Here is a 25,825-nt window from a genome sequence, read left to right as displayed (position 1 = left end):
GGGAACGGGCGCCGGCGGCAGTCAGTGATGCAGGATCTTCGACAGGAACTCCCTGGCCCGGTCGCTGCGCGGATTGCTGAAGAACTGGTCGGGCGCGGCCTGTTCGACGATCCGGCCGTCGGCCATGAAGACCACCCGGTTCGCAGCCGAACGCGCGAACCCCATCTCGTGGGTGACGACGATCATCGTCATGCCCTCACGGGCGAGCTGCTGCATGACCTCGAGGACCTCGTTGATCATCTCGGGGTCGAGGGCGGAGGTCGGCTCGTCGAAGAGCATGACCTTCGGGCCCATCGCCAGCGCCCGCGCGATCGCGACGCGCTGCTGCTGGCCACCGGACAGCTGGGCGGGGTACTTGTCGGCCTGGGTGCCCACCCCGACCCGGTCGAGCAGCGCCCGGGCCTTCTCCTCGGCCTGCTTCTTCTCCGTCCTGCGGACCTTGAGCTGGCCCAGCATCACGTTCTCGAGCACGGTCTTGTGCGCGAAGAGGTTGAAGGACTGGAAGACCATCCCGACGTCGGCGCGCAGCCGGGCCAGCTCCTTGCCCTCCTGGGGCAGGGGCTTGTCGTCGATCGTGATGGTGCCCGAGTCGATCGTCTCCAGGCGGTTGATCGTGCGGCACAGCGTCGACTTGCCGGACCCGGAGGGCCCGATGACCACGACGACCTCGCCGCGGGCGATCGTCAGGTCGATGTCCTGGAGCACGTGCAACGCGCCGAAGTGCTTGTTGACGCTCTTCAGGACGACCAGTTCGTCGGACGTGACCGCGTCATCCTTGGTCACCGATACTTCGGTCATCGCTCTCGGGCTCCGTCCTCCTCGGTTTCGGAGGACAGTAATGAGCCACTGTGACCTGCGTCATCACATCTGAGGGAGATCTGAGCATCACGATCCGGTAGCAGTCGGACACGTGTCGTAGTTCGTACCACCCGCGCGCGTATCGGCCGGATAACGGAAGCGACGGGCAACCGGAACCCTCTTGACGCCGTCCTTCTCCATCGGCGTCACTGCCATGGTGCACGCGCGCGTGGGCTACAAGACGCACGAGAACCCACACCGTACGACCGCTGAACCGGAGGGGGCCGGGATGAGACTGCTGCTCGTCGAGGACGACAACCACGTCGCCGCGGCGCTGTCCGCCGTACTCGCGCGGCACGGCTTCGACGTCACGCACGCGCGCAGCGGCGAGGAGGCGCTCCAGGCGCTCGTCCCCGAGGGCGACGGTTTCGGTGTGGTCCTCCTCGACCTCGGGCTGCCCGACCAGGACGGATACGAGGTCTGCGGCAAGATCCGCAAGCGCACCGGCACCCCGGTGATCATGGTCACCGCGCGTTCCGACGTCCGCTCCCGCATCCACGGGCTCAATCTGGGCGCCGACGACTACGTCGTGAAGCCCTACGACACCGGGGAACTGCTCGCCCGTATCCATGCCGTCAGCCGGCGCAGCACCCACGAGGACGCGGGACCCGGCGGTGACGGCTTCCTGCTGCTCGGCCCCGTGCGCATCGAACTGCCCACCCGGCAGGTCACCGTCGCCGGATCGGTTGTCCAACTGACCCGCAAGGAGTTCGACCTGCTCGCCCTGCTCGCGCAGCGCCCGGGCGTCGTCTTCCGCCGGGAACAGATCATCAGCGAGGTCTGGCGCACCAGTTGGGAAGGCACCGGCCGCACCCTGGAGGTGCACGTCGCCTCCCTGCGCGCCAAACTGCGCATGCCCGCGCTGATCGAGACCGTACGCGGCGTCGGCTACCGGCTCGTCGCGCCGGCCGCCTAGCGGGGCCGGGTGCGCGCACGCCTGCTGCCGCTGCTCATCGTCCTGATGGCGGCCGTCCTCCTCGCCCTCGGGATCCCGCTCGCCGTCAGCCTGGCCGCCGCCCAGCAGCAGAAGGTCGTCGTCGACCGGATAGACGACACGGCGCGCTTCGCCGCGCTCGCCCAGTTCGTCACCGACGGCCCCAGCGGATCCCGCCGCACCAGCACGGACGAGCGCCGCGAGGCCCTGCGCAGCGAACTCGACAGCTACTACGGCGTCTACGGCATCCGCGCGGGCGTCTTCTACCGCAACGGCTCGGCGATGGCCAACGCCCCCGACGACTGGTTCGTACCGCGAGTGGGGGAAGTTCGGGAGGCCTTCGACGAGGCGCTGCTCAGCCGGCGCAGCCACGACCCGCGGCAGGTGTGGCCCTGGCAGCACAGCCGGCTGATCGTCGCCTCGCCGGTGATCCGGGACGGGGACGTCGTGGCGGTCGTGGTCACCGACTCGCCCACCGGGCAGATGCGGTCACGGACCCTGCGCGGCTGGCTGCTCATCGGGGCCGGCGAGAGTGCGGCGATGCTGCTGGCCGTCGGCGCGGCGCTGCGGCTGACCGGCTGGGTGCTCAGGCCGGTGCGGGTGCTGGACGCCACCACCCACGACATCGCCACCGGGCGCCTGAAGTCCCGGGTCGCGGCCGCCGGCGGGCCGCCGGAACTCAGACGGCTGGCCCGCTCGTTCAACGAGATGGCGGACAACGTCGAGGACGTGCTGGAGCAGCAGCGCGCCTTCGTCGCCGACGCCTCGCACCAGTTGCGCAACCCGCTCTCGGCGCTGCTGCTGCGCATCGAACTGCTCGCTCTCGAACTCCCCGAGGGCAACGAGGAGATCGCCTCGGTCCGCACCGAGGGCAAGCGCCTCGCACAGGTCCTGGACGACCTGCTGGACCTGGCGCTGGCCGAGCACGCCGAGGCGGACCTGAGCCTGACCGACATCGGTGCGCTGGCCGAGGAGCGGCTGGCCGCCTGGTCACCGGCCGCCGACGCCCAGGGCGTCCGGCTGACCGGGGACTGCCCGCCGACGACCGCCTGGGCGGACCCGATCACCCTGTCCAGCGCCCTGGACGCGGTGATCGACAACGCCGTGAAGTTCACCCCCGAGGGCGGCACGGTGGAGATCGCCGTCGCCGCCGACGGTGACAGCTCCACGGTCGTCGTCACCGACAGCGGCCCCGGCCTGACCGACGAGGAACTCGCGCGCGTGGGCGACCGCTTCTGGCGCAGCGGCCGCCACCAGAACATCAGGGGCTCGGGCCTCGGCCTGTCCATCACGCGCGCGTTGCTCGCGGCGGGCGGCGGCTCGATCGACTACGGCCACCACGCGCCGCGCGGCCTGCGGGTGACGGTGACGGTGCCCCGGCACGGCGATCGCTGACCGGGGCATGCCCCCGGGCGAGCGGGGCCGGTGAGGTCCGTCGCGGTCCGGCGGCGCCCGGAAGGGGCGCGGGCCGCGAGGGTGCCGCGGACGGGCCACGGCACATCGCGGCCCTCACGGTGCGGCGCTCAGGGTTTCACCGAGCGGTAGTAACGGCGGGCGCCCTCCTGGAGGGGCAGCGGGTCGGTGTAGATCGCGGTGCGCAGGTCGACCAGCTGGGCGGAGTGGACGTGGGCGCCGATGTCGTCGCGGCTCTTGATCACCGTGCGGGTCACCCACTCGGTCAGCCGGGGATCCATGTCCGTGCGGGTCATCAGCAGATTGGACACGGCGATCGTCGGCACCTCGTTGCCCTGCTGTACGGCCGGATAGGCCGACTCGGGGATGTTGGTGGCCCGGTAGTAACGTGCCTCCTGCCCCTGGCCGTGCAGCCGGGTGACGAGGTCGCCGTCGATCGGCACGAACTTGAAGGCGGACCGCTTCGCCAGCGTGACCAGCCCCTTGGTGGGCAGCCCGCCCGACCAGAAGAACGCGTCGATCTTGCCCTGCTGCAGCCGCTCGGGTCCGGTGTCGATGCCGTCCCCGCTCGGGGTGATGTCCGTGCGCGGGTCGATGCCGGCGGCGCTGAGCACCCGGTCGGCGATCAGCCGTACCCCGGAGTCGGCCAGCCCGGTCGACACCCGCTTGTGCCGCAGGTCCGCCACGCTCCTGATGTCCGAGTCGCGCCGCACGATGAGGTGCACGTAGTCGTCGTAGAGCCGGGCCACCCCGCGCAGCCGCCCCGCGCCGCTGCCGTGGGCCAGCTCGTACGTCTCCACGGCGTCGGCCGCCGCGATGGTGAAGTCGGCCTTTCCGGTCGCCACCCGCTGGACGTTCTCCTGCGAGCCGGCGCTGTTGAGCAGCTTCACCTTCAGCCCGGGCATGTCCTTGCCCATCTCGGTGCGCAGCCGCTCGCCGTACTCCTGGTAGACGCCCCGCGAGGTGCCCGTGCTGAAGACGATCGTCCCGCTCGGCGGCTTCTCGCCCAGGGGCAGCAGCCACCACAGCAGCAGCCCGAGCGTCACGGCACCGGCGGCCGCGACCGGCAGCGCCCGGCGTCTGCCGAGCCGGGAGAACACCTTCGACATGCGGCGATCCTGCCAGGCCGGGCGGGAAGCTGAACAGGGCCCGGGGCCACTCAGGGAGCGGGAAGGAGCGCGCGGGCCGCGTCAGTCGTGGCCGCCGGAGAGACCACGGGCTCTGTCAGTGGTCGCCGTTAGAGTCGTCGCATGAGCACTTCTCCCGCCGGCCTCGTCCGCGAATTCCACCACGCCTTCGGCCTCGACGCCCGCAGTGTGCCGACGGAGGTGGACCCCGAACTGGCCGCGCACCGCGGGGAACTGCTCGCCGAGGAAGCGGCGGAGGTCGCCGAGGTCGCGGTCGAGGGCCCGCTGGACGAGCTCGCGCACGAACTGGCGGACGTGGTCTACGTCGCGTACGGCACGGCTCTGGTCCACGGCATCGACCTCGACCAGGTGATCGCCGAGATCCACCGCGCCAACATGAGCAAGGTCGGCCCGGACGGACAGATCGCCCGCCGGGCCGACGGCAAGGTCCTCAAGGGGGAGCACTACCGGGCGCCGGACGTGTCGGCCGTGCTGCGCCGCCAGGGCTGGATACCGGCGGTGCGGCAGACCGCCGCGGGCCCGGGCGCCTAGGAGGCCTTGGACCCGGTCGTGCGGAGGGTGCCGCCCGCCAGCTTCCACTCGTGGTGCAGCGCGCCCAGCGGGATGTCCCGCCGGACGACCGGTGTGCCGAAGACGGACAACTGGAGACGCAGGGTCCCGGACAGATCGACCCCGCCGTACACCCCCCAGGCCACCCCGGCCTTCGCCCCGCCGCCGGCGGAGGAGCCGGAGACCGTGCCGGAGGCCTCGCCCCGCAGGTACGGGGCCAGGTCGGCGGTGACGCCGACGGTGCCGTAGAGACCGACCGAGGCCTCGGCGCCGAGTGCCGTCTTCAGGCTCCCGGCGGTGCTCACGGAGGCGCGTACGGGCGTGCTCGTCATGTCCGAGGAGCTGACCGGCGTCCAGCCCTGGGCCGGGCCGAAGGTGCCGCCCGCCGTGAAGGCGCCCTTGAGGCTCTGCTCGACGTCGACGGTGACCCGCCCGTCGCCGCTGATCTGGACGTAACAGGTCAGGTCGAGGTTGACGACGACCGGGACGGGGCCGACCTGGAGGACGGGGTCGGCATGCAGCTTGGCGAACGGGATCCGCAGCGGGGTGCCGGTGGTCGCTGCGGCCCGGCCCCCGACCGACCAGCCGGAGGTCCAGTTGCCGGACACGCCGAGGTACGCCGAGCCGGGCGCCGCGTCGGCGCCGGTGCCGCCGTAGGCGAAGTCGACCCGCGGGGCGACCTGGACGAAGCCGCGCACCGAGGCGCCGGCCGAGGCCGGGGCGTCCTTGGCCGTCGGCACCTCGGCGTGCACGTCGAGCCGCAGGCTGCCGAGCGGCACGGTCGCGCCCTTGGGGCCGACGCGGACGTCACCGGCCTTCGCCCAGGACACCTTCACATCGGGCAGCAGCTTGTCGACGGCGAACGACGACGGGTCGACCGGCACGGCACCCTTCGCCGTGTCGCCGCCGAGCAGCGCGTTGAGCGTCGCCGGCTGCGTCTGCACCTCCGTGCCGCGCTCCGTCTCGCCGAGCACCTGGGTGACCTTGGCGAGCAGCCCGTGCGGCGCCCCGGGGGCGGGCGCGCTGGCGATCACATCGCCGACGGCGGCCCGGTGCGGGACGCCGGAAGAGGCGCCGGAGGGCGAAGGAGCGGGGGCGGACGAGGGGACGGACGAGGGAGCGGGGCGTGAACTCCCGTGTCCGGAAGGCTTGTTGGAGAGTACGGCCCGCCGTGTGTGGCTGTCGTACGAGCTGACGGCGAGCGTGGTCTTGTGCGCCCGCTGCCCGGTACCGGGCGGGCCCGCCGCGGCGGTCGCGGTGGTGGCGGGAGCGGCGGCCACGGTGAGCGAGTGGTCCGCGTCGTCGGCGGGCCGGTCGGTGGCCGTGAGGCGCTGTCCGTGCCCGGCGGCCGCCGACGGCTCGGCGTGCGGTGCGGGCGAGGAGCAGGCCGCGGAAAGGAGGAGGGTGGTCACGGCGAAGGCGGGCAGCAGGGCACGCCGGTGCCTCATGCGTCTGCGCAAGGTCGGTCCTGTGTGGAGTGGGGGTGGCAGGGAGGTACCGACGATTGGGCTACTCAAGGGTAGAACCGGCCGGTAACTCGGTGTCGAGCCATGAGCATGCCACGCTTCGCCCATCGTTCCCTCACCGTCCGGTCACATCCGAACGTGAGGTGTGCCACGGTGGGTTCGGGCCAGAAGTGACCGAAGTGCACGAGTCGACGGGAGTGTTGAGGGTGCCGCCGCACTGATACGGGCGGCGGCGACCCGGGTCCGGTCGTTGCCTGACCAGGCGGATGTCAGCGGCCGTTGAGGCCGGTGCCGCCGAGCCGGGTCAGCAGGCTCGACAGCAGTGCGACGTCCTCGGCGCTCCACGCCGGGGCGTGGAACACCTCGGCGGCCGTCTCCTCGGCCGTGGCGAGCATCTCGGGCAGTCGTCGCCGGCCCGTCGCGGTCAGCGACGCGTACGCCACGCGGGCGTCCCGGGCGTCCGGCTCGCGGGTCACCAGACCGATCCGCTCCAGCGGGGCGAGCCCGCGCGTGACCCCGGAGGCGGTCAGGCCCAGCGCGTCGGCGAGATCGACCCGGCGCATGCGTCCGCCCGGCGCCTGCCCCAGTCGTAGCAGCAGGGTGAAGTCGGCGAGGCTGACCCCGTGCAGCCCGCTCAGCCGGGCGTCGAAGCGCCGTACGAGCGTCGTCTCCGCCCTGACCAGGCGCAGGGCCGCGTCGAGAGCGTTACTCATTGCTACATCCTTGAGTGCTCAAGTTTATGCCCCGTCGAAACGTGCCGCACGCCGCTGGCGCTTGCTCAGCGGAGCCTGGGAGAGGTCCTCGGCGCTGGAGCGGAGGTTCTTGAAGCCGTAGCCACGCTCGGTCAGCCAGGCCTTGGCCGCCTCCTCGGCCCGCTCGGTCGCCTCCAGGATGTCCTCCTCTTCCTCGCCGGTGTCGGAGAAACGGAAGACGAAGGCGGGGCGGGCGGCGATGTCGTAGGTGAGGCTGCCCTCGGGCGTGAACGCGGCGCGCAGCACGTCGTGCGCGGCGGCGTCGGCCTGCAGGGCGGCCCGCTGTGCGTCGGCGAGGCCGTCGAAGGCGCCACGGACGGTGATCCGGAACGTACGTGTACTCATCCCACGACCTTAGGCAGCACGGGCGCGTCCGCTCCACCGGGTTTCGGGTGGCCGGCCGCCGGTTCCTCGCCGGGACCGGGCAGGGCGGGGGCGCAGATCCGCGCGGCCTCGTCGGCGGGGATGCCGGACTGCCGCGACCGGGTCCACGGAGGCCGACCGGCGGTGCGTCAGCGAGGTGCCGAGGCCGCCGTGGAGGAGACCGGTCAGCCAGTGCCGGAACCGGGTGAACAGGGGCTGATCAAGGCCGAGTCGGCGGGGGATGGCCTGCGGGGTGTGCGCAGGGACGTACGCCGCCCACGCAGGACACGCTCACCGCGGGTCCTGCCGCCGGCCCCGACCTCGAAGGCGTGGCCGGACGGGTGCCGACCGCGGGGCCGATCCGGCCTCCGGCGTCCGCAGCCCCTGATCCTCCCCGGTCGGACCGCCGCTGGCCGTCGCCGTCGCCGATGGGCTCGCGGGCATCCCGGAGCCGAGACGGCGGGAGCCCTGGTCCTCCGCCGGACGCCGCTTTGCCGGACCGGCAACAGGAGTGGCGTGGCCGGAACGCGAGGGGCAACGGTGGGCCCGTGACCGACAACGACGCAGCAGGATCGCAGATGCCCGACACCCCCGCGCCCGCCGACGGACATGGCGGATACGCAGGAGACCCCACGGTGCGGGCGGAGTGGGACAGCCGGTACGCCGACCGACAGCAGTTGTGGAGCGGCGAGCCCAATGGCGCACTCGTGGCCGAGGTCGCCGGACTCACGCCCGGGCGCGCGCTCGACGTCGGCTGCGGCGAGGGCGCAGACGCCGTCTGGCTCGCGCGCGGCGGCTGGGACGTGACCGCGATCGAGGTCTCCGGCATCGCGCTGGAACGGGCGGCCCAGCACGCACGGGACGCCGGCCTCGCTGTGCGCTGGCTGCACGCGGAACTGACGGAGGCGGCGCTCCCGCCGGCCTCCTTCGACCTGGTGTCCGCGCAGTACCCGGCCCTGCTGCGCACCCCCGACGCCGCCGCCGAGCGAGCGCTCCTCGCGGCCGTCGCGCCCGGCGGCGTGCTGCTGCTCGTACACCACGCCGGGATGGACACCCAGCAGGCGCACGAGAACGGATTCGACCCGGCCGACTACGTCTGGCCCTCGATGGTCGCCGCCCTGCTCGACGACGACTGGCAGGTGGAGGTGGACGAGCAGCGGCCACGTGTGGCCCCCGGCGGCGGTGCCGGCGCGCACCATACCGACGACCTGGTGCTGCGCGTGCGTCGGCTGCGCTGAGCCCCCTCCGCTCGCGGCAGCCCGGCAACCGGGCGGACTCGACGACCGGGCCCCTGACAACGCGCTGCGACCCCTGACGGATCCAGAGCGCGCGGGACACGGCGGACGACCGCGGCACGGGCGCCGAGCACGGACACGGCGGCATCGGCGGCGACCGTGCCGAGCCCGGCAGCCCGACCGCTGAAACACCAGAAACCCCCATGATCCCGGTCATACCCGTCCGCGCTGCGGGGGCCAGCCTCACCTGGCGTCCGGGTGGCAGCTCCATCGATTCGAAGGAGCGGTGGCGAGTTGACTGGCACGGGTCAGGAACGGGTCGGGCCGATCACAGGGGTGGCAGCGTGACGGGGAAGCGTACGGCGGTCGTGGCGTGCATGGCGGCACTCATGGCGTGCGGGGCGGGAGAGGTGCCCGCCGGGGCGCACACGGCGGGCGGCGGCTACTCGGTGGGGGAGCTGAGGCGGGATCTGGCGGCGGTCCGGGCCGCCGGCGGCGGCGATGTGAACGTGGTGGCCCGGGTGGACGGGGCGGGCGGCGCTGTGCTGCGGGCGCGGTACGGGACTGCGGGCGTGGGCTCGACCGCGCCCGTGCCGTGGGATCCGGAGTTCCGGGTGGCGAGCACCAGCAAGACGTTCACGGCGGTGGTGGTGCTCCAACTGGCCGCGGAGGGGCGGCTTTCGCTCGACGACACGGTGGAACGGTGGCTGCCCGGCGTGGTCCGCGGACACGGCAACGACGGCGCGCGGATCACCGTACGCGATCTGCTCCAGCACACCAGCGGGATCTACGACTACGTCACCGACCCCGCCGTACAGGACAAGCTGCTGAACCACTTCGACGAGAACCGGTACGACTCCACTCCGCCGTCCGAGCTGGTCGCGATCGCGATGCGACACGCCCCGCTCTTCGTCCCGCCGCCGAACGGTTCGCCGCGCCGGTGGGCGTACTCGAACACCAACTACCTGTTGGCGGCCATGATCGCCGAGAAGGCGGGCGGTGTGGGCTGGCGGGAGCTGGTGGAGCACCGGATCATCGCACCGCTCGGGCTGCGGCACACCTACATCCCCGGCGAGAACCCGTACCTGATCGGCCCGCACGAGCGGGTGACCATCGACGGGCCCGCGGGCGAACCGGTGGACCTCACCGAGGAGAGCCTCCAGCACACCGCGGACTCCGGCGTGGTGAGCACCCCGTCCGACCTCGACACGTTCTTCCGCGCCCTGGCGGACGGGCGACTGCTGCCCGCCACGCAGTGGGCACTGATGCGGCGGACGGTCCCCTACGACGACCTGCCGGTGCCGCCCGCGGGCCAGCAGGGCGGATACGGGCTCGGACTGCGGGTCGTGCCCCTGACCTGTGGGGGCGTCTACTACATGCACGAGGGGGACGGCCTCGGGGTGTACGGACGGCCGGCGGTCGGTGCGGACGGCCGGCGGGCGGTGACCGTGTCGGTGACGTCCACCACCGCGCTCGTCAACGAGGACCGGCTCAACAAGGCGGTACAGACCCTCACCGACCACGCACTGTGCGCCCGGCGCTGAGGCGTCGGCCGGGGGGCGAGCGACCGCGCCGCCGGACACCCGTGCCGGCTGGAGGAGTCTCGGCACGGTGGTGGACGGTCGTGCCTCGTGGTCACCCCGAAATCGGCGGACGGCATCCGGATCGCAGCCCTTCGCGCCTGGCCGCGGGCCATTCGGCCGTATGCCGGCCTACGGTGGAGACATGAGCGAGATCGTCGTCTACGAACTCGACAAGGCGGTGGCGACGCGCTCCTCGGCAGCACCGCCGAGTGGCGCGCAGCGGCGCGTCCGCAAGGTGCACGCAGCACCCGCGGCCCCGGGATCGCGCACCGCCGCGGGACCGCGGACCCTGTGCGGCAAGGACACCTTCGCCATGGAGACGGCCGGCTGGAAGCCCTCCGGGCACCCTGGAGCGCCCTGGTACCCCGCGGAACACGCATCCGTGGTCTGCCCGGACTGCGATGCCGTCCTCGCGATCTGACCGGTGCCGCGACCGCCCGGGCGGTGACAGAGGTCTGCCGGAACAGGGCTCTCCCGACAGCACCTACCCTTGACCCATGACCAGCAGCAGCGACCGGAGCCCCGCAGTGGACGTCTCAGCACCCAAGACCTACGAAGTGCGGACCTACGGGTGCCAGATGAATGTCCACGACTCCGAGCGATTGTCCGGGCTGCTCGAAGACGCCGGGTACGTGCGGGCGGCCGAGGGGTCCGACGGGGATGCGGACGTCGTCGTCTTCAACACCTGCGCGGTGCGTGAGAACGCCGACAACCGGCTGTACGGCAACCTCGGCCGGCTGGCGTCGAAGAAGGCCGTGCGGCCCGGTATGCAGATCGCGGTCGGCGGCTGCCTCGCACAGAAGGACCGCGACACCATCGTGAAGAAGGCGCCCTGGGTGGACGTCGTCTTCGGCACGCACAACATCGGCAAGCTCCCCGTCCTGCTGGAACGCGCGCGCGTGCAGGAGGAGGCGCAGGTCGAGATCGCCGAGTCGCTGGAGGCGTTCCCGTCCACCCTGCCGACCCGGCGCGAGAGCGCGTACGCGGCCTGGGTGTCGATCTCCGTCGGCTGCAACAACACCTGCACCTTCTGCATCGTCCCGGCCCTGCGCGGCAAGGAGAAGGACCGCCGTACCGGCGACATCCTCGCCGAGATCGAGGCGCTGGTCGGCGAGGGCGTCTCCGAGATCACGCTGCTCGGCCAGAACGTCAACGCCTACGGCTCCGACATCGGCGACCGCGAGGCCTTCAGCAAGCTGCTGCGCGCCTGCGGCACGATCGAGGGCCTGGAGCGGGTCCGCTTCACGTCCCCGCACCCGCGCGACTTCACGGACGACGTCATCGCCGCGATGGCCGAGACGCCGAACGTCATGCCGCAGCTGCACATGCCGATGCAGTCCGGCTCGGACACGGTCCTGAAGGCGATGCGCCGCTCCTACCGGCAGGAGCGGTACCTCGGGATCATCGAGAAGGTGCGCGCCGCCATCCCGCACGCGGCGATCACGACCGACATCATCGTGGGCTTCCCCGGCGAGACCGAGGAGGACTTCGAGCAGACGCTGCACGCCGTCCGCGAGGCCCGCTTCACGCAGGCCTTCACCTTCCAGTACTCCAAGCGGCCCGGCACCCCGGCCGCGACCATGGAGAACCAGATCCCCAAGGAGGTCGTCCAGGCGCGCTACGAGCGTCTCGTCGCGCTCCAGGAGGAGATCTCCTGGGAGGAGAACAAGAAGCAGGTCGGCCGCACCCTGGAGCTGATGGTCGCCGAGGGCGAGGGCCGCAAGGACGGCGCCACCCACCGCCTCTCCGGCCGTGCCCCGGACAACCGGCTCGTGCACTTCACCAAGCCGGAGCAGGAGGTCCGCCCCGGTGACATGGTGACCGTCGAGATCACCTACGCCGCTCCGCACCACCTCCTCGCCGAGGGCCCCGTCCTCGCCGTGCGCCGCACGCGCGCGGGGGACGCCTGGGAGAAGCGCAACGCCGCCGAGGCCGCCAAGCCCGCGGGCGTCATGCTGGGCCTGCCGAAGATCGGCGTACCGGCCCCGCTGCCCGCCGCGACGGGCGCGGGCTGCGGCTGCGACTGACCCGGACCGCGACCGAACCGCGCGGGCGCGGGACGGGCGGGAGCACGGGCGACGGCAGGTGGCGGCTCTGCGGCCGGACGCCCTGGACGCCCCGGACACCGGCTCCCGGCCCGCCCTGGTCTGCCGGTTCGCCGTAGTACGGCATTACGCTGCCGGTCATGCTTGTCGCCGCCGCAGTCTGCCCCTGTCCTCCGCTGCTCGTGCCCGAGGTCGCCGCGGGCGCCGCACCCGAGATGGACGCCGCCCGCTCGGCCTGCGCCGACGCGCTCGGCGTGCTCGCCGCCGCCCGCCCGGACCTGCTGGTGGTCGTCGGGCCCGCCGAACAGAGCGGGCGCGGACCGTTTCCGCAGGGCACTCCGGGTTCCTTCCGCGGGTTCGGGGTCGACGCGGAGGTGCGCCTGGGCCCGGCCACGGACACCGCCGCCGAGCGCGAGCTACCGCCGTCGCTGGCCGTCGGCGCCTGGCTGCTCGAACGGACCGCCTGGGGGGACGCCCCGATCGAGGGCCTCGGCGTCGGGGAACCGCTGGCGCCCGAGCGGTGCGTCGACGTCGGCCGGGAGATCGGTGCCCGGGTCGCGCGGGTGGCGCTGCTGGTGATGGGAGACGCCAGCGCGTGCCGCACGCTCAAGGCGCCCGGTTACCTGGACGAGCGGGCGGCCCCCTTCGACGCGGAGGTCGCGCGGGCGCTCGGCACCGCGGACGTGGCGGCCGTCCGTGCGCTGGACGCCGAGCTGGCGTACGAACTGCAGGCCTCCGGCCGGGCCCCCTGGCAGGTCCTGGCCGGCGCCGCGGAGGGCGCGGGCCTCGGCGGCGCGCTGCTGTACGAGGACGCGCCGTACGGCGTGGGGTACGTGGTCGCCACCTGGTCGTAGGCCGCCGGGACCCGGCGATGCGGGCCCCGTGCCGCAACCGCGGACGGCGGACGGCCGGGAGCCACCGTGCTCCACGGCCGTCCGCCGATCCGCGTGCCGTACAGGAGACTCAGGAAGCCGAGGGCGGCTCCTGCGGCCGGGTGGGCATCGCCGGGTCGGTGCCGGTCTCCTCCTTGTGCGCGAGGCGGTCCATCGCGTCCTTGGCCTTGCCCGTACCCGCCTGGATCTTGTCGCTGTACTTGCCCTTGGTCCGCTCGTCGACGGCCTTCGCGGCCTTGTCGATGCCGTGCTGGACCTTGTCCCCGTGCTGCCGCGCGAGGTCCGACACCTTGTCCTTGGCCGGGCCGAGCTTGGCCTTCATGTTGTCCAACAGACCCATGGTCCACCTTCCCTCGCGGGACAGTTACCTGCGGGCGCCCTCGCCGGCCGCGCTGTCGGCGGCCTCCCCGGCGGACTGCTGCTTGGGAATGCCGGAGCCGTCGGACGCGTCGTCCGTACCGGCGTCCGACCGCGCCGTCACGTCCTCGCGCCCGTCCCCGGCCGAACCCTTCGCCTCCGCCGGTCCAGCTTCCTTCGCCGCCGCCGACTCCGCCGATTCCGCCTCCTCCGCCTCGACTCCTTCCGGCTCAACACCGGTCTGCGCCTCGGCGGCCGACGTCTCCGGAGTCGCCTTCGACCTGCCGAAGAATCGAGCAAACACGCCCATATCCACTCCATACGGTACTCGTGCGGGCGAATTCCCGCGTCACCCGGTGCGTACGGTTGCGCCGCCCGGGTCACCGACTCCGGCGAACCGGAGGCGGCACCTCGCCACGGGCAACGACGCGGGAAAGCCCCCGTCACGTAACTCGTTCGAGACCCCACCGGGAGGTTTGCGAAACTGGTGCGGTGAGCAGTGCACTCCCCACCCCCCGCGTCATCGCCGTTGTCGGACCCACCGCGGCCGGAAAGTCCGATCTCGGCGTCTTCCTCGCCCAACAGCTGGGTGGTGAGGTCGTCAACGCCGACTCCATGCAGCTGTACCGGGGGATGGACATCGGCACCGCCAAACTGACGCCCGAGGAACGCGGTGGTATCCCGCACCACCTGCTCGACATCTGGGACGTGACGGTCACCGCCTCCGTCGCCGAGTACCAGCGCCTCGCCCGCGCCCGGATCGACGCCCTGCTCGCCGAGGGCCGCTGGCCGATCCTGGTCGGCGGCTCCGGGCTGTACGTCCGCGGGGCCGTCGACAACCTCGAGTTCCCCGGCACCGACCCCGAGATCAGGGCCCGTCTGGAGGAGGAGCTGGCCCTGCGCGGCTCCGGCGCCCTGCACGCCCGGCTGGCCGCCGCCGACCCCGAGGCGGCCCGCGCGATCCTGCCCAGCAACGGCCGCCGTATCGTCCGGGCGCTGGAGGTGATCGAGATCACCGGCCGGCCCTTCACCGCGAACCTGCCCGGCCACGACTCGGTCTACGACACCGTCCAGATCGGCGTCGACGTGGCCCGCCCGGAGCTGGACGAGCGCATCGCGCGCCGCGTCGACCGGATGTGGGAGGCGGGCCTCGTGGCCGAGGTGCGCTCACTGGAGGCGCAGGGCCTGCGCGAGGGGCGCACGGCATCGCGCGCGCTGGGCTACCAGCAGGTGCTCGCGGCGCTCGCCGGGGAGTGCACCGACGCGGAGGCGAGGGCCGAGACCGTACGCGCGACCAAGCGCTTCGCGCGCCGTCAGGATTCATGGTTCAGGCGGGACCCGCGGGTGCACTGGTTGAGTGGGGCCGCGGCCGACCGCGGGGAACTTCCGCACCTGGCGCTGGCGTTGGTCGAACGACCGGTTACAGCCTGATCACGTGATGGCATCGGGATGCGCCGCCGGTCATCGGGGCCTTCGGCGCCGTGCCATCATCGAGCTTCGATCGACCAAGTGGAGCCTAGTTGGGAGGGCGCGTGGCGATGGAGGCCGGCCCTCGTGACACCGCACCAAGTGCCGAGCACGTCACCACCGACGGCCACGAACCGGACCCGGCCGGGACCTGCCCGACCGAGAGCGGGACGACCGGTCACCGGCCGGTCGGCAACCGCCTGGACGGGGACCGCGCGACCGAGGTCCGGCCGGCTGCCGACCGCCTGGACCGGGACCACCGGACCGAGGACGGCCGTCCGGACAAGGACGGCTCGAGCGACGACCGGCCGGCGCCTGACCGGCTGACCCAGGACCTGATGACGGAGGTCCGGCTGGACGGCGACCGGCTGCCCGGGGACCGGCTGGCCGAAGACGGCCCCGACGAGGTCCCGGACGGGGTGACCGCCGACGGACCCGCGCCCGAGGAGATGTACCAGAGCGGGCCCGAGGTCGAGGTCGAGCTGCGCCCGCAGCGCCGACTGCGCATCTGGCAGCTCGCCCCCATCGTGGCGCTGTCCGCCGTCGGCTCCCTGATGTTCGCCTTCCCGCTCGCCTTCGACTTCGGCGACAGCGGTGCCGTCATCGCCATGCTCGGCCTGCTGATCTGCTCCTGCGCCGCGGGCTGGGGCATGATGGCCGCCAGCCGGGTGGGCCACACCTGGCCCGGTCTGCCCCCGCGCGGCTCCGGCCGCCGGGTCGACTGGCGAGTGGTGCTCGCGTACATGCTGCTGGTCGCCGTGGTGGTGGTCCTCGCGGTGTGGCGAGTGGCCCGCCTGCGCGGCTAGGGCCTGTCCGGGGGGACCGCCCGGCCCCTGACCCCGGGGCGGGGCGAGGCGGGGCGGCGTACGGCCGACACGAGGTCCGTCGTACCCACCCCTTACGATCGAGGAATGAGCACGCGCGCGCGGATCGCCTTCCTCAAGGGTCACGGCACAGAGAACGACTTCGTGATCGTCCCGGACCCCGAGAACGCCCTCGACCTGACCCCGGCCGCCGTCACCGCCCTGTGCGACCGCCGGGCCGGCATCGGCGGCGACGGGGTGCTGCACGTGGTGCGGTCCGCCGCGCACCCGGAGGCCGGGGCGATGGCCGCCGAGGCCGAGTGGTTCATGGACTACCGCAACGCCGACGGCTCGATCGCCGAGATGTGCGGCAACGGCGTCCGTGTGTTCGCGCGCTATCTCCAGCACGCCGGACATGTGGCCGAAGGGGACTTCGCGATCGCCACGCGCGCGGGCGTGCGCTCCGTCCACCTCGCGAAGGACGGAGACGTCACCGTCGGCATGGGCCGGGCCCGCCTCCCCGAGGGGGACGTCACGGTGACCGTCGGCGAGCGCAGCTGGCCCGCGCGCAACGTGAACATGGGCAACCCGCACGCGGTCGCCTTCGTGGCCGACCTCGCGCACGCGGGCCGCCTGCTCGACGCGCCCCCGGTCACCCCGGAGCAGGCCTACCCGGACGGGGTGAACGTCGAGTTCGTGGTCGACCGGGGCCCCCGCCACGTCGCCATGCGCGTGCACGAGCGCGGCTCCGGCGAGACCCGCTCGTGCGGCACGGGCACATGCGCCGTCGCCGTGGCCGCCGCCCGGCGCGACGGCGTCGACCCCGCCGTCACCGGAGTCCCGGCCACCTACACCGTGGACGTGCTCGGCGGACGCCTCGTCATCACCGAGCGGCCCGACGGCGAGATCGAGATGACCGGACCCGCCGTGATCGTCGCCGAGGGCGAGATCGACGGCGAATGGCTGGAAAACGCTCTCCGCTGACCTGGCGAAACCACGCCAACAGTGGTCCCCGGTACCCGGATCAGCGGTTTCCGGCGACCGGGGCTGTTCGAATCCGCGGACGAGCCCAGGCCACGTGGCGCAAACCCTAAACCTCTTCTCCGTCGCTCGAATGGGTGATCCGTTTCACGCTCGGCGAGAGGCGGTCTGTCGCACGTGGTGGGCTCGGTAGCATCAAGCACCGGCACGGACGGGGGAACGTCGCCATCCCTGAGCCGCGTGCGCCCTGGAGCCCCGTCCGCCGGTCCACGAGCCGGAGGTGCCCATGAGTGCGGAGGCCACGAATCCTGCGACCCCTGGCCCGGTGACCGCCGCGTCGTCCGCGGCGGTCACCGCCCCCGCGGTGCCCCGGGCGGACCGCAGGAAGTCCCGGCCCCGGATCGACCTGCGCAGGCTCGGCCGGGCCGCGCTGCTCGGCCCTGCCGTCCGCGGCAAACTGCCCGATGCCATCAGCCATGTCGTGGAGGCGCACCGCGCCCACCACCCCGACGCGGACCTCGACCCGCTGCGCCGCGCCTACGTCCTCGCGGAGTCCTCGCACCGCGGCCAGATGCGCAAGAGCGGCGAGCCGTACATCACCCACCCGCTCGCCGTGACCCTGATCCTCGCCGAACTCGGCGCGGAGACCACGACGTTGACCGCGTCCCTCCTCCACGACACCGTCGAGGACACCGATGTGACGCTCGATCAGGTGCGGGAACAGTTCGGTGAGGAGGTTCGTTATCTCGTCGACGGGGTGACGAAACTCGAAAAGGTCGACTACGGGGCAGCCGCCGAGCCCGAGACCTTCCGCAAGATGCTCGTCGCCACCGGCAGCGACGTGCGCGTGATGTCGATCAAGCTCGCCGACCGGCTGCACAACATGCGCACGCTCGGCGTGATGCGCCCCGAGAAACAGGCGCGGATCGCCAAGGTCACCCGTGACGTCCTCATCCCGCTCGCCGAGCGCCTCGGCGTGCAGGCCCTGAAGACCGAGCTGGAGGACCTGGTCTTCGCCATCCTCCACCCCGAGGAGTACGAGCACACAAGAGAACTCATCGCCGAGAACGCCGCCCGGACGGGCGACCCGCTCGCCGAGGTCGCCGACGAGGTACGCGGGGTGCTGCGCGAGGCCGACATCCAGGCCGAAGTCCTCATCCGTCCCCGGCACTTCGTCTCCGTCCACCGGGTGGCCCGCAAACGCGGCCGGCTGCGCGGCGCCGACTTCGGCCGCCTGCTCGTCCTGGTGCAGGAGGACGCCGACTGTTACGGCGTCCTCGGCGAGCTGCACACCTGTATGACGCCGGTCGTCTCGGAGTTCAAGGACTTCATCGCCGTACCGAAGTTCAACCTGTACCAGTCGCTGCACACCGCCGTCGCCCGCGCTGACGGCCAGGTGGTCGAAGTCCTCATCCGCACCCACCAGATGCACAAGACCGCCGAGGCCGGAGTCGTCGCGCTCGGCAATCCGTACGCTCCCGCCTCGGACGCCGCAGCCTCCGACGACCTGGCGGACGGCGAGCGCGCCGACCCCACCCGCCCCGGCTGGCTCTCCCGGCTCCTCGACTGGCAGCGGGCCGCCCCCGACCCCGACACCTTCTGGTCCACCCTGCGCGAGGACCTCGCCCAGGACCGAGAGATCACCGTCTTCCGCCCCGACGGCGGCACCCTCGGCCTGCCCGAGGGCGCCACCTGCGTGGACGCCGCCTACGCGCAGTACGGCGAGGACGCCCACGCCTGCATCGGCGCCCGCGTCAACGGCCGTCTGGCCACCCTCAGCACGGTCCTGAAGGACGGTGACACGGTCCAGCTCCTCATGGGCCAGGACCCGGCTTCCGAGCCCTCCCGCGAATGGCTGGAGCACGCCCACACACCGGCCGCCCGCATCGCCATCCAGCGCTGGCTGGCCACCCACCCGGGCGGCGGCGAGACCGAGGAGGCGAGCGGTCCCCGCGCCGAACCGGCCGATCCCACCCCCGTGGCCCGCCCCGCGGAGAGCGCTGCCAGGCCCCGGGGCGCGGACGTCCTCGTGGACCGGCCCGAGGCCGTCGTACGGCTCGCCGGCTGCTGCACACCCGTACCGCCCGACGAGATCACCGGCTTCGCCGTACGCGGGGGAGTGGTGACCGTGCACCGGCTGGAGTGCGCCACGGTGGCGCACATGAAAAGCCGGGGGCGCGCGGAGATCGACGTGCGCTGGGGGGACACCACCGACATCCGGGTCACCTTGGTCGCTGAATCGTTCGGCCGCCCCCATCTGCTCGCCGACCTCACCGAGGCGATCTCCTCGGCGGGCGCCGACATCGTCTCGGCGACCGTGGAACCCCCCAGCCAGCAGCGGGTACGGCACACGTACACCCTCCAGCTCCCCGACGCGGCCCACCTCCCGGCCCTGATGCGCGCCATGCGGGACGTGCCGGGCGTGTACGACGTGACCCGCGCCCAGCACCAGGCCCCGGCCTTCTGAGCGACACCGGACGGTGCGACCGGACCCCCGCGGTGACCGGGCCGCAGGGGTGTGACCAAGAAGGTCCCGGGGGACCAATCCGTTCGGGTGGGACGGGCGCGAGTCGCCGTCGCAGCGCGGCAGCGCACTGGTAGCGGTGGTGCATGCTGCTCAGCTCTCCCTCCCGGCGCACGCCCCGGATCTCCCGGCGCCGCAAGGCGGCCCTGCTCGCCTCCGCCGTCTCCGTCTGCCTCCTCGCCGCCGCGGCGCCGCCCGCGCCCCTGGGCATCGGCGACCGCCTCTACCCGCACCTGGGCAACCCGGGCTACGACGTGGCGTCGTACGACCTGTCCTTCACCTATCCCGGCAGCAACGACAAGCCGCTCGAGGCCGTCACCACCATCGACGCCTGGACCACCGCCGACCTGGAGCGCATCAACCTCGACTTCGCGCACGGCACCGTCCGGTCCGTCGAGGTCGACGGGCGTCCCGCGAGTTTCACCGGCGCCGGCGAGGACCTGGTCGTCACCCCGGAGCACCCCCTGTCCCAGGACAGCTGGACCCGGATCACCGTGCGGCACACCAGCGACCCCAGTCCCGTCAAGGACCGGGACGGCGGCTGGGTGCGGACCTCCGACGGCCTCGCCATGGCGAACCAGGCCGACGCGGCCCACCTGGTCTTCCCGTGTAACGACCACCCGTCCGACAAGGCGATGTTCACCTTCCACATCACCGCCCCGAACAGCTACACCGTCGTGGCCAACGGCGTGCCCGCCGGAGCGGACCGGGTCGGCGGCTCCACCACCTGGACCTACCGCACCCAGCACCCCATGGCCACCGAACTCGCCCAGGTGTCGATCGGCCGCTCCGCCGTGCTGCGCCGCGAGGGCCCGCACGGGCTGCCGGTCCGCGACGTCGTGCCCAGCGCCGACCGCAAGGCGCTCGAACCGTGGCTCGCGAAGACCCCCGACCAGATCGCCTGGATGGAGAGCAAGGTCGGGGCGTTCCCGTTCGAGACCTACGGCGTGCTGATGGCACAGGCCGCCACCGGGTTCGAGCTGGAGACACAGACCCTCTCGCTCTTCGAGAAGAACCTGTTCACCGAGGCCGCCTACCCCAAGTGGTACATCGAGTCGATCATGGTCCACGAGCTGTCCCACCAGTGGTTCGGCGACAGCGTGAGCCCGCGCACCTGGTCCGACGTCTGGCTCAACGAGGGACACGCCACCTGGTACGAGGAGCTGTACGCCGAGGAGACCGCGCACCGGCCCATGGAGGAGCGGATGAAGGCCGCCTACAGCTCCTCCGACCGCTGGCGCGACGCCGGCGGCCCGCCCGCCCGGCCCAAGCCGCCCGCGCCCGGCCAGAAGATCGGCATCTTCCGGCAGAACATCTACGACGGCGCCGCCCTCGTGCTCTACGCCCTGCGTCAGGAGATCGGCCGCCCGGCCTTCGAACGGCTGGAGCGCCTCTGGGTCCGCGCCCACCGGGACTCCACCGCCACCACCGCCGACTTCGTCCAGCTGGCCTCGACGGTCTCCGGCCGCGACCTCAGCGGCTTCTTCCAGACCTGGCTCTACGGCGAGAAGACCCCGCCGATGCCCGGCCACCCGGACTGGAAGCCGCTGGCACCGCTCGCAGCGGCCCCTCAGCGCGCCAAGCGATAACACGGTGACGAGACGTGCCGCCTCGTGCGACCATCTTCGGGTCGGCGCGAGACGGGACACGGGAATCTCCCGGGGTACCCGTACGTTGTCCAAGCGAGCGGTCCGGGCGACCGCCGTACCGACGCCGAGCGGCACTCTCATCGACGTAAGGATCCAATGACCTCCTCTTCTTCCCCTTCCCAGGACACCAAGCGCCTCGCGCACGCCTACCCCGAAGGTCTTCGGGCCGATGCCCTGATGGAAGAGGACGTCGCCTGGAGCCACGAGATCGACGGCGAGCGGGACGGCGACCAGTTCGACCGCTCCGAGCGCGCGGCCCTGCGCCGCGTGGTGGGGCTGTCCACCGAGCTGGAGGACGTCACCGAGGTCGAGTACCGCCAGCTCCGCCTGGAGCGGGTCGTGCTCGTCGGCGTGTGGACCACCGGGACCGTGCAGGACGCGGACAACTCCCTCGCGGAGCTCGCCGCCCTCGCGGAGACGGCGGGCGCGCTCGTGCTCGACGGCGTCATCCAGCGCCGCGACAAGCCCGACGCGGCCACCTACATCGGCTCCGGCAAGGCGCTGGAACTGCGCGACATCGTCGTCGAAACGGGCGCGGACACCGTCATCTGCGACGGTGAGCTGAGCCCCGGCCAGCTGATCCAGCTGGAGGACGTCGTCAAGGTCAAGGTCATCGACCGTACGGCTCTGATCCTGGACATCTTCGCCCAGCACGCCAAGTCCCGCGAGGGCAAGGCGCAGGTGGCGCTCGCCCAGATGCAGTACATGCTGCCGAGGCTCCGCGGCTGGGGTCAGTCGCTGTCCCGCCAGATGGGCGGCGGCAAGGGCGGCGGCCTCGCCACCCGTGGTCCCGGTGAGACCAAGATCGAGACGGACCGGCGCCGGATCCGCGAGAAGATGGCGAAGATGCGCCGGGAGATCGCGGAGATGAAGACCGGCCGCGAGATCAAGCGCCAGGAGCGCCGGCGCAACAAGGTGCCGTCCGTCGCCATCGCGGGCTACACCAACGCCGGCAAGTCCTCGCTGCTCAACCGCCTCACGGGCGCCGGCGTCCTGGTCGAGAACGCCCTGTTCGCGACCCTGGACCCGACCGTGCGCCGCGCGGAGACCCCGAGCGGCCGGCTGTACACGCTGGCGGACACCGTCGGCTTCGTCCGGCATCTGCCGCACCACCTGGTCGAGGCGTTCCGCTCCACCATGGAGGAGGTCGGCGACGCCGACCTGATCCTGCATGTCGTGGACGGCTCTCATCCGGTACCGGAGGAGCAGCTCGCCGCCGTGCGCGAGGTGATCCGGGACGTCGGCGCCACCGACGTACCCGAGATCGTCGTGATCAACAAGGCGGACGCGGCGGACCCGCTGGTCCTCCAGCGGCTGCTGCGGAACGAGAAGCACTCCCTCGCGGTCTCGGCCCGCACCGGCCAGGGCATCGCCGAGCTGCTCGCGCTGATCGACAACGAGCTGCCCCGCCCCTCGGTCGAGATCGAGGCGCTCGTCCCGTACACGCACGGCAAGCTCGTCGCCCGCGCCCACACCGAGGGCGAGGTGATCTCCGAGGAGCACACCGCGGAGGGCACCCTGCTCAAGGTCCGGGTGCACGAGGAGCTGGCGGCGGACCTGGCGCCGTACGCACCGGTCTCCGCGGCCTGACCCACGCCGGAAGGCCCGCCACCCCCACGGGGCGGCGGGCCTTCGTCATGCCCGGCCGGGTGGCGTCACTGCCCGGCGAACTTCTTGCTCACCGACTGGTACACACCCTTGGCCACGTCACCCAGCCGCGGCCCGGCCAGCCACCCCGACGTGACCGGACCGATCGACGTGTTGGACACCAGCGCCGGCTTACCGTCGGAACCGGTCTCCACCCAGCCACCTCCGGAGGAGCCCGCCGTCATCGTGCAGCCGATCCGGTACATCGTCGGGTCCGACTGCTGGATGGACAGCCGGCCCGGCTTGTCCTTGCACTGGTAGAGCAGCTGACCGTCGAACGGAGCCGCCTCCGGGTAGCCGGACGCGGTGATGCTGTTCACCTTCGGCACCGCCGGGGCGCCGAAGTTCACCGGCAGCGCCCCGCCGACGGTCTCCTCCAGCGACTTGCCGCCGTTGCCCTGCTCCGGTGTCACATGGATCACCGCGAAGTCGTACGGCGCGCCGTTGCCGCCCGTCTCACCGCCCTGGTCGATCCACTGCTGCGAGGTCTGCGCCGCGTCGGCCCACCAGACGCCGAACGGGGCGATCTCGGACTTGCTGGCGCTCTGCAACTGGGCGGCGGACTTGCCGGAGTTGTTGTACGACGGCACGAAGGCCATGTTGCGGTACCAGCCGCCGCTCTTGCCGGCGTGCACACAGTGACCCGCCGTCCAGACCAGGTTGGACTTGCCCGGGTGCGCGGGGTCGTCCACGACCGTGCCCGAGCACACCATGTGGCCCTCGGGGGAGTCGAAGAAGAGCTTGCCGAACGGGGCCGCGTTGGTGTGGTACGGCGCCGAGACCGTCTGCGCCTTCACCGGCTGCGGCGTCGGGTCCGTCACACCCTGGTCACCCGAGATGTCGTTGTCGTCGACACCCTTGCTCGGGTCGTTGGCGTGACGCATCCGGTTGGGGTCCCACAGGCCCTTGATGATCGGGTTGATGAAGTCGTTGGCCTCGCGCAGCCAGTCCTGCTTGTTCCAGTTCTGCCAGGCGCCGTTCTTCCATTTGTCGATGTCTATCCCGTGCTCCTTGAGCTTCTGCTTCAGGTCGTCCGGGATCTTGATCTTTCCGTCGCCGGCCGCCGTCGCGGTGGCGGTCGGCTTGCCGTCGGCGTTGTCGTCACCGTTGCAGGCGGTGGCGGTCATCGCCAGCGTCGAGACGAGGGCGACCGCCGCGAGCGAGGTGGAGGTGCGGCGGGTGCCCCTCCCACGCCGAACGGTGACCGACGGCCGAATGGATCGCATGCTCTTGACTCCCCGTGTGATGAAGGAACTCGGCGCTTTCGCCGTGCCACCGACATCGAACTCATGAGGAGTTCATGCCGGTCTCACGACCTTCTTGGAACGGCGACCCACACTATGCGGTCGCTGTGGGGGAGTTCCGACGGAACGGCAACGGTTCGGCTACAAGCCGTCTGACCTGGCCAATCATCCCTGGATGTGACGATTTGACGTTCTCTCACCCAGCTCACCCCGCTCACCCCGCGCGCCCCCGGCACCGGCCCCGTCGTTTTCCGCTCACATGGCAATGTTCTTCCCGTCACCCGTAACTCGCCGAGCAGTCCGCTGTTGTAGCGGTGGGGGGCCATGCCTGTCTGCGGTCCCCGCGGATCAACTCGCCTCTGAACAGCGGGGAGGACAGCGAGCCGTGGCCGTTACGGAGTCGATGGCTTCAGGTGCGCACGGGGAAGCGCGTGGCGTGCACGAGGGAATCCTGAGACGCCAGTCGGCGCGGGAATCCGCGGCGCGTACCTATGCCCGGGCCCTGCCCATCGTGCCCGTCCGGGCGCGCGGGCTCACCATCGAGGGCGCCGACGGCCGCCGCTACCTGGACTGCCTCTCCGGCGCCGGCACCCTCGCCCTCGGCCACAACCACCCGGTGGTGCTGGAGGCCATCCGCGGCGTCCTCGACTCCGGCGCCCCCCTCTCCGTCCTCGACCTGGCGACCCCCGTCAAGGACGCCTTCATCACCGAGCTGTTCCGCACCCTCCCGCCCGGCCTCGCCGACCGGGCCCGCGTCCAGTTCTGCGGGCCGGCCGGCACCGACGCCGTCGAGGCCGCGTTGAAACTGGTCCGGGCCGCGACCGGCCGCACCGGCATCCTCGCCTTCACCGGCGCGTACCACGGTATGACCGCCGGTGCCCTGGCCGCCTCCGGCGGCGCCCGCGACGTCCAGGTCGCCCGGCTGCCCTACCCGCAGGACTACCGCTGTCCGTTCGGCGTCGGCGGTCCACGCGGCGCCGAACTCGCCGCCCGCTGGACCGAGTCCCTCCTCGACGACCCCCAGTCCGGCGTGCCGCTGCCCGCCGGCATGATCCTCGAACCCGTCCAGGGCGAGGGCGGGGTGATCCCCGGGCCGGACGACTGGTTGCGCCGGATGCGGCGGCTCACGGAGGACCGGTCCATCCCGCTGATCGCGGACGAGATCCAGACCGGGGTCGGCCGCACCGGCGCGTTCTGGGCCGTCGGCCACAGCGGCATCACCCCTGACGTCATGGTCCTGTCCAAGGCCATCGGTGGCAGCCTCCCGCTGGCCGTGATCGTCTACCGCGACGACCTCGACGTCTGGCAACCCGGAGCCCACGCGGGCACCTTCCGTGGCAACCAGCTCGCCATGGCCGCGGGCACCGCCACGCTCTCCTACGTTCGTGAGAACGGGCTCGCCGAACGCGCCGCCGACCTCGGCTCCCGCATGCTGACCCAACTCGTCGAGCTGTCCCGCCGGTTCGCCTGCGTCGGTGAGGTGCGGGGACGCGGACTGATGATCGGGGTCGAGCTGGTGCACCCCGAGCCGGAACACCCGGACATGAGGCATCCGGACAGCAAGCACCCGGCCGTGACGCATCCGGAAAGCGACGGCGCCAGGTCCGACGACCACCCTCCCACGCTCACCGGCCTGGAACCCACCGGCCTGGAACCCACCCGTACTCCGCATCCGGCGGCCCCCGAACTCGCCGCCGCCGTCCAACGCGAGTGCCTCCAGCGCGGGTTGATCGTCGAACTCGGCGGGCGGCACGCGGCCGTGGTCAGGCTGCTGCCCCCGCTGACGATCAGTGACGAGCAGGCGGCGGCCGTGCTGGACCGTCTGACGGACGCCGTCGCCGCCGTCGCCCGCCACCACGAGGAGCACGGCCCACAGCACGGCCGGCCACACGGCCCTGCCCCGCGCGCCGGCTG

General features: G+C 72.3%; 23 protein-coding genes. 15 read left to right on the top strand and 8 right to left on the bottom strand.

Annotated elements, in window-relative coordinates:
* Positions 1 to 21: 21 nt before the first annotated feature.
* Positions 22 to 798 carry an amino acid ABC transporter ATP-binding protein gene (locus tag ADK64_RS31160; RefSeq protein ID WP_053664476.1) on the bottom strand — a complete coding sequence of 259 codons (777 nt, stop codon included), beginning with the start codon at positions 796 to 798 and terminating at the stop codon, positions 22 to 24.
* A gap of 289 nt (positions 799 to 1,087) precedes the next feature.
* On the opposite strand from ADK64_RS31160, the gene ADK64_RS31155 reads away from it, so the two are divergent.
* On the top strand, positions 1,088 to 1,774 hold the full coding sequence (locus ADK64_RS31155) for a response regulator transcription factor (RefSeq protein WP_053664515.1): 687 nt from the start codon (positions 1,088 to 1,090) through the stop codon (positions 1,772 to 1,774).
* Positions 1,775 to 1,783: 9 nt separating this feature from the next.
* On the top strand, positions 1,784 to 3,187 hold the full coding sequence (locus ADK64_RS31150) for a sensor histidine kinase (protein WP_053664473.1): 1,404 nt from the start codon (positions 1,784 to 1,786) through the stop codon (positions 3,185 to 3,187).
* A 128-nt stretch (positions 3,188 to 3,315) separates the two neighbouring features.
* On the opposite strand, the gene ADK64_RS31145 is transcribed toward ADK64_RS31150, so the two are convergent.
* Positions 3,316 to 4,314, bottom strand: a complete 999-nt coding sequence (locus tag ADK64_RS31145; protein WP_053664471.1) for a TAXI family TRAP transporter solute-binding subunit — start codon at positions 4,312 to 4,314, stop codon at positions 3,316 to 3,318.
* Positions 4,315 to 4,455: 141 nt separating this feature from the next.
* On the opposite strand from ADK64_RS31145, the gene ADK64_RS31140 reads away from it, so the two are divergent.
* Positions 4,456 to 4,884, top strand: coding sequence for a MazG nucleotide pyrophosphohydrolase domain-containing protein (locus ADK64_RS31140; protein WP_053664469.1), 429 nt, complete (start codon positions 4,456 to 4,458; stop codon positions 4,882 to 4,884).
* Here the strand turns inward: ADK64_RS31140 and ADK64_RS31135 are convergent.
* From ADK64_RS31135 to ADK64_RS31125, 3 genes are all read right to left on the bottom strand, one after another.
* Positions 4,881 to 6,350: a hypothetical protein gene (locus tag ADK64_RS31135; protein ID WP_053664467.1), complete on the bottom strand. Its 1,470-nt coding sequence runs from the start codon at positions 6,348 to 6,350 to the stop codon at positions 4,881 to 4,883. The genes ADK64_RS31140 and ADK64_RS31135 overlap by 4 nt on opposite strands.
* A 287-nt stretch (positions 6,351 to 6,637) precedes the next feature.
* Complete coding sequence (locus ADK64_RS31130) at positions 6,638 to 7,081, bottom strand: MarR family winged helix-turn-helix transcriptional regulator (protein WP_053664465.1); 444 nt, start codon at positions 7,079 to 7,081, stop codon at positions 6,638 to 6,640.
* A 24-nt stretch (positions 7,082 to 7,105) separates the two neighbouring features.
* The gene (locus tag ADK64_RS31125; RefSeq protein WP_053664463.1) at positions 7,106 to 7,465 is read right to left on the bottom strand and encodes a DUF6204 family protein; all 360 of its coding nucleotides are present in this window, start codon (positions 7,463 to 7,465) and stop codon (positions 7,106 to 7,108) included.
* A gap of 566 nt (positions 7,466 to 8,031) precedes the next feature.
* Here ADK64_RS31125 and ADK64_RS31120 point away from each other — a divergent pair.
* The 5 genes from ADK64_RS31120 (at position 8,032) to ADK64_RS31100 (ending at position 13,200) form a co-directional block, all read left to right on the top strand.
* Complete coding sequence (locus ADK64_RS31120) at positions 8,032 to 8,721, top strand: class I SAM-dependent methyltransferase (RefSeq protein WP_053664461.1); 690 nt, start codon at positions 8,032 to 8,034, stop codon at positions 8,719 to 8,721.
* A gap of 341 nt (positions 8,722 to 9,062) precedes the next feature.
* Positions 9,063 to 10,262, top strand: coding sequence for a serine hydrolase domain-containing protein (locus ADK64_RS31115; protein ID WP_053664459.1), 1,200 nt, complete (start codon positions 9,063 to 9,065; stop codon positions 10,260 to 10,262).
* Between the two features lie 181 nt (positions 10,263 to 10,443).
* Positions 10,444 to 10,722, top strand: a complete 279-nt coding sequence (locus tag ADK64_RS31110; RefSeq protein WP_053664457.1) for a hypothetical protein — start codon at positions 10,444 to 10,446, stop codon at positions 10,720 to 10,722.
* A gap of 76 nt (positions 10,723 to 10,798) precedes the next feature.
* Positions 10,799 to 12,328, top strand: a complete 1,530-nt coding sequence (gene miaB / locus ADK64_RS31105) for a tRNA (N6-isopentenyl adenosine(37)-C2)-methylthiotransferase MiaB (protein ID WP_053664455.1) — start codon at positions 10,799 to 10,801, stop codon at positions 12,326 to 12,328.
* Between the two features lie 158 nt (positions 12,329 to 12,486).
* Complete coding sequence (locus tag ADK64_RS31100) at positions 12,487 to 13,200, top strand: class III extradiol dioxygenase subunit B-like domain-containing protein (protein WP_078992939.1); 714 nt, start codon at positions 12,487 to 12,489, stop codon at positions 13,198 to 13,200.
* 109 nt (positions 13,201 to 13,309) lie between these two features.
* Here ADK64_RS31100 and ADK64_RS31095 read toward each other — a convergent pair whose 3' ends face one another.
* Both ADK64_RS31095 and ADK64_RS31090 read right to left on the bottom strand, forming a co-directional pair.
* A complete protein-coding gene (locus ADK64_RS31095) occupies positions 13,310 to 13,579 on the bottom strand; it encodes an antitoxin (protein WP_053664451.1) in 270 nt (89 codons plus the stop codon).
* Between the two features lie 24 nt (positions 13,580 to 13,603).
* Positions 13,604 to 13,906: a hypothetical protein gene (locus ADK64_RS31090; RefSeq protein WP_053664449.1), complete on the bottom strand. Its 303-nt coding sequence runs from the start codon at positions 13,904 to 13,906 to the stop codon at positions 13,604 to 13,606.
* 182 nt (positions 13,907 to 14,088) lie between these two features.
* Between ADK64_RS31090 and miaA the strand changes: the two genes are divergently transcribed.
* The 6 genes from miaA (at position 14,089) to hflX (ending at position 22,610) form a co-directional block, all read left to right on the top strand.
* Positions 14,089 to 15,027, top strand: a complete 939-nt coding sequence (gene miaA, locus ADK64_RS31085; protein ID WP_053664447.1) for a tRNA (adenosine(37)-N6)-dimethylallyltransferase MiaA — start codon at positions 14,089 to 14,091, stop codon at positions 15,025 to 15,027.
* 374 nt (positions 15,028 to 15,401) lie between these two features.
* Positions 15,402 to 15,869 carry a hypothetical protein gene (locus ADK64_RS31080; protein ID WP_053664514.1) on the top strand — a complete coding sequence of 156 codons (468 nt, stop codon included), beginning with the start codon at positions 15,402 to 15,404 and terminating at the stop codon, positions 15,867 to 15,869.
* Positions 15,870 to 15,974: 105 nt separating this feature from the next.
* Positions 15,975 to 16,850: a diaminopimelate epimerase gene (dapF, locus tag ADK64_RS31075; protein ID WP_053664445.1), complete on the top strand. Its 876-nt coding sequence runs from the start codon at positions 15,975 to 15,977 to the stop codon at positions 16,848 to 16,850.
* A 283-nt stretch (positions 16,851 to 17,133) separates the two neighbouring features.
* Entirely contained in the window at positions 17,134 to 19,314 is a 2,181-nt protein-coding gene (locus ADK64_RS31070) for a RelA/SpoT family protein (RefSeq protein ID WP_053664443.1), read from the top strand.
* A gap of 143 nt (positions 19,315 to 19,457) precedes the next feature.
* Positions 19,458 to 20,960, top strand: a complete 1,503-nt coding sequence (locus ADK64_RS31065) for a M1 family metallopeptidase (RefSeq protein ID WP_053664441.1) — start codon at positions 19,458 to 19,460, stop codon at positions 20,958 to 20,960.
* 156 nt (positions 20,961 to 21,116) lie between these two features.
* Positions 21,117 to 22,610, top strand: a complete 1,494-nt coding sequence (gene hflX, locus ADK64_RS31060) for a GTPase HflX (RefSeq protein WP_053664439.1) — start codon at positions 21,117 to 21,119, stop codon at positions 22,608 to 22,610.
* A gap of 65 nt (positions 22,611 to 22,675) precedes the next feature.
* Here hflX and ADK64_RS31055 read toward each other — a convergent pair whose 3' ends face one another.
* Positions 22,676 to 23,893, bottom strand: coding sequence for a trypsin-like serine peptidase (locus tag ADK64_RS31055; protein WP_199829755.1), 1,218 nt, complete (start codon positions 23,891 to 23,893; stop codon positions 22,676 to 22,678).
* A gap of 421 nt (positions 23,894 to 24,314) precedes the next feature.
* Here ADK64_RS31055 and ADK64_RS31050 point away from each other — a divergent pair.
* The coding region (locus ADK64_RS31050; protein WP_078992944.1) for a diaminobutyrate--2-oxoglutarate transaminase family protein at positions 24,315 to 25,825 on the top strand (1,511 nt) is incomplete at its 3' end.

Origin of the sequence: Streptomyces sp. MMG1121, from assembly GCF_001280015.1 — a bacterium.
Taxonomy (GTDB): domain Bacteria; phylum Actinomycetota; class Actinomycetes; order Streptomycetales; family Streptomycetaceae; genus Streptomyces.
Note: the sequence above shows the minus strand (reverse complement) of the source record. Positions and strands in the feature narration are given on the sequence as shown.

Coding starts and splice junctions, on each gene's coding strand:
- ADK64_RS31145 (WP_053664471.1), bottom strand. CDS start 4,314: ATGTCGAAGGTGTTCTCCCGGCTCGGCAGACGCCGGGCGCTGCCGGTC.
- ADK64_RS31110 (WP_053664457.1), top strand. CDS start 10,444: ATGAGCGAGATCGTCGTCTACGAACTCGACAAGGCGGTGGCGACGCGC.
- ADK64_RS31090 (WP_053664449.1), bottom strand. CDS start 13,906: ATGGGCGTGTTTGCTCGATTCTTCGGCAGGTCGAAGGCGACTCCGGAG.
- miaB (WP_053664455.1), top strand. CDS start 10,799: ATGACCAGCAGCAGCGACCGGAGCCCCGCAGTGGACGTCTCAGCACCC.
- hflX (WP_053664439.1), top strand. CDS start 21,117: ATGACCTCCTCTTCTTCCCCTTCCCAGGACACCAAGCGCCTCGCGCAC.
- ADK64_RS31070 (WP_053664443.1), top strand. CDS start 17,134: ATGAGTGCGGAGGCCACGAATCCTGCGACCCCTGGCCCGGTGACCGCC.
- ADK64_RS31140 (WP_053664469.1), top strand. CDS start 4,456: ATGAGCACTTCTCCCGCCGGCCTCGTCCGCGAATTCCACCACGCCTTC.
- ADK64_RS31100 (WP_078992939.1), top strand. CDS start 12,487: ATGCTTGTCGCCGCCGCAGTCTGCCCCTGTCCTCCGCTGCTCGTGCCC.
- ADK64_RS31065 (WP_053664441.1), top strand. CDS start 19,458: ATGCTGCTCAGCTCTCCCTCCCGGCGCACGCCCCGGATCTCCCGGCGC.
- ADK64_RS31125 (WP_053664463.1), bottom strand. CDS start 7,465: ATGAGTACACGTACGTTCCGGATCACCGTCCGTGGCGCCTTCGACGGC.
- dapF (WP_053664445.1), top strand. CDS start 15,975: ATGAGCACGCGCGCGCGGATCGCCTTCCTCAAGGGTCACGGCACAGAG.
- ADK64_RS31080 (WP_053664514.1), top strand. CDS start 15,402: ATGACGGAGGTCCGGCTGGACGGCGACCGGCTGCCCGGGGACCGGCTG.
- ADK64_RS31160 (WP_053664476.1), bottom strand. CDS start 798: ATGACCGAAGTATCGGTGACCAAGGATGACGCGGTCACGTCCGACGAA.
- ADK64_RS31130 (WP_053664465.1), bottom strand. CDS start 7,081: ATGAGTAACGCTCTCGACGCGGCCCTGCGCCTGGTCAGGGCGGAGACG.
- ADK64_RS31135 (WP_053664467.1), bottom strand. CDS start 6,350: ATGAGGCACCGGCGTGCCCTGCTGCCCGCCTTCGCCGTGACCACCCTC.
- ADK64_RS31155 (WP_053664515.1), top strand. CDS start 1,088: ATGAGACTGCTGCTCGTCGAGGACGACAACCACGTCGCCGCGGCGCTG.
- ADK64_RS31055 (WP_199829755.1), bottom strand. CDS start 23,893: ATGCGATCCATTCGGCCGTCGGTCACCGTTCGGCGTGGGAGGGGCACC.
- ADK64_RS31095 (WP_053664451.1), bottom strand. CDS start 13,579: ATGGGTCTGTTGGACAACATGAAGGCCAAGCTCGGCCCGGCCAAGGAC.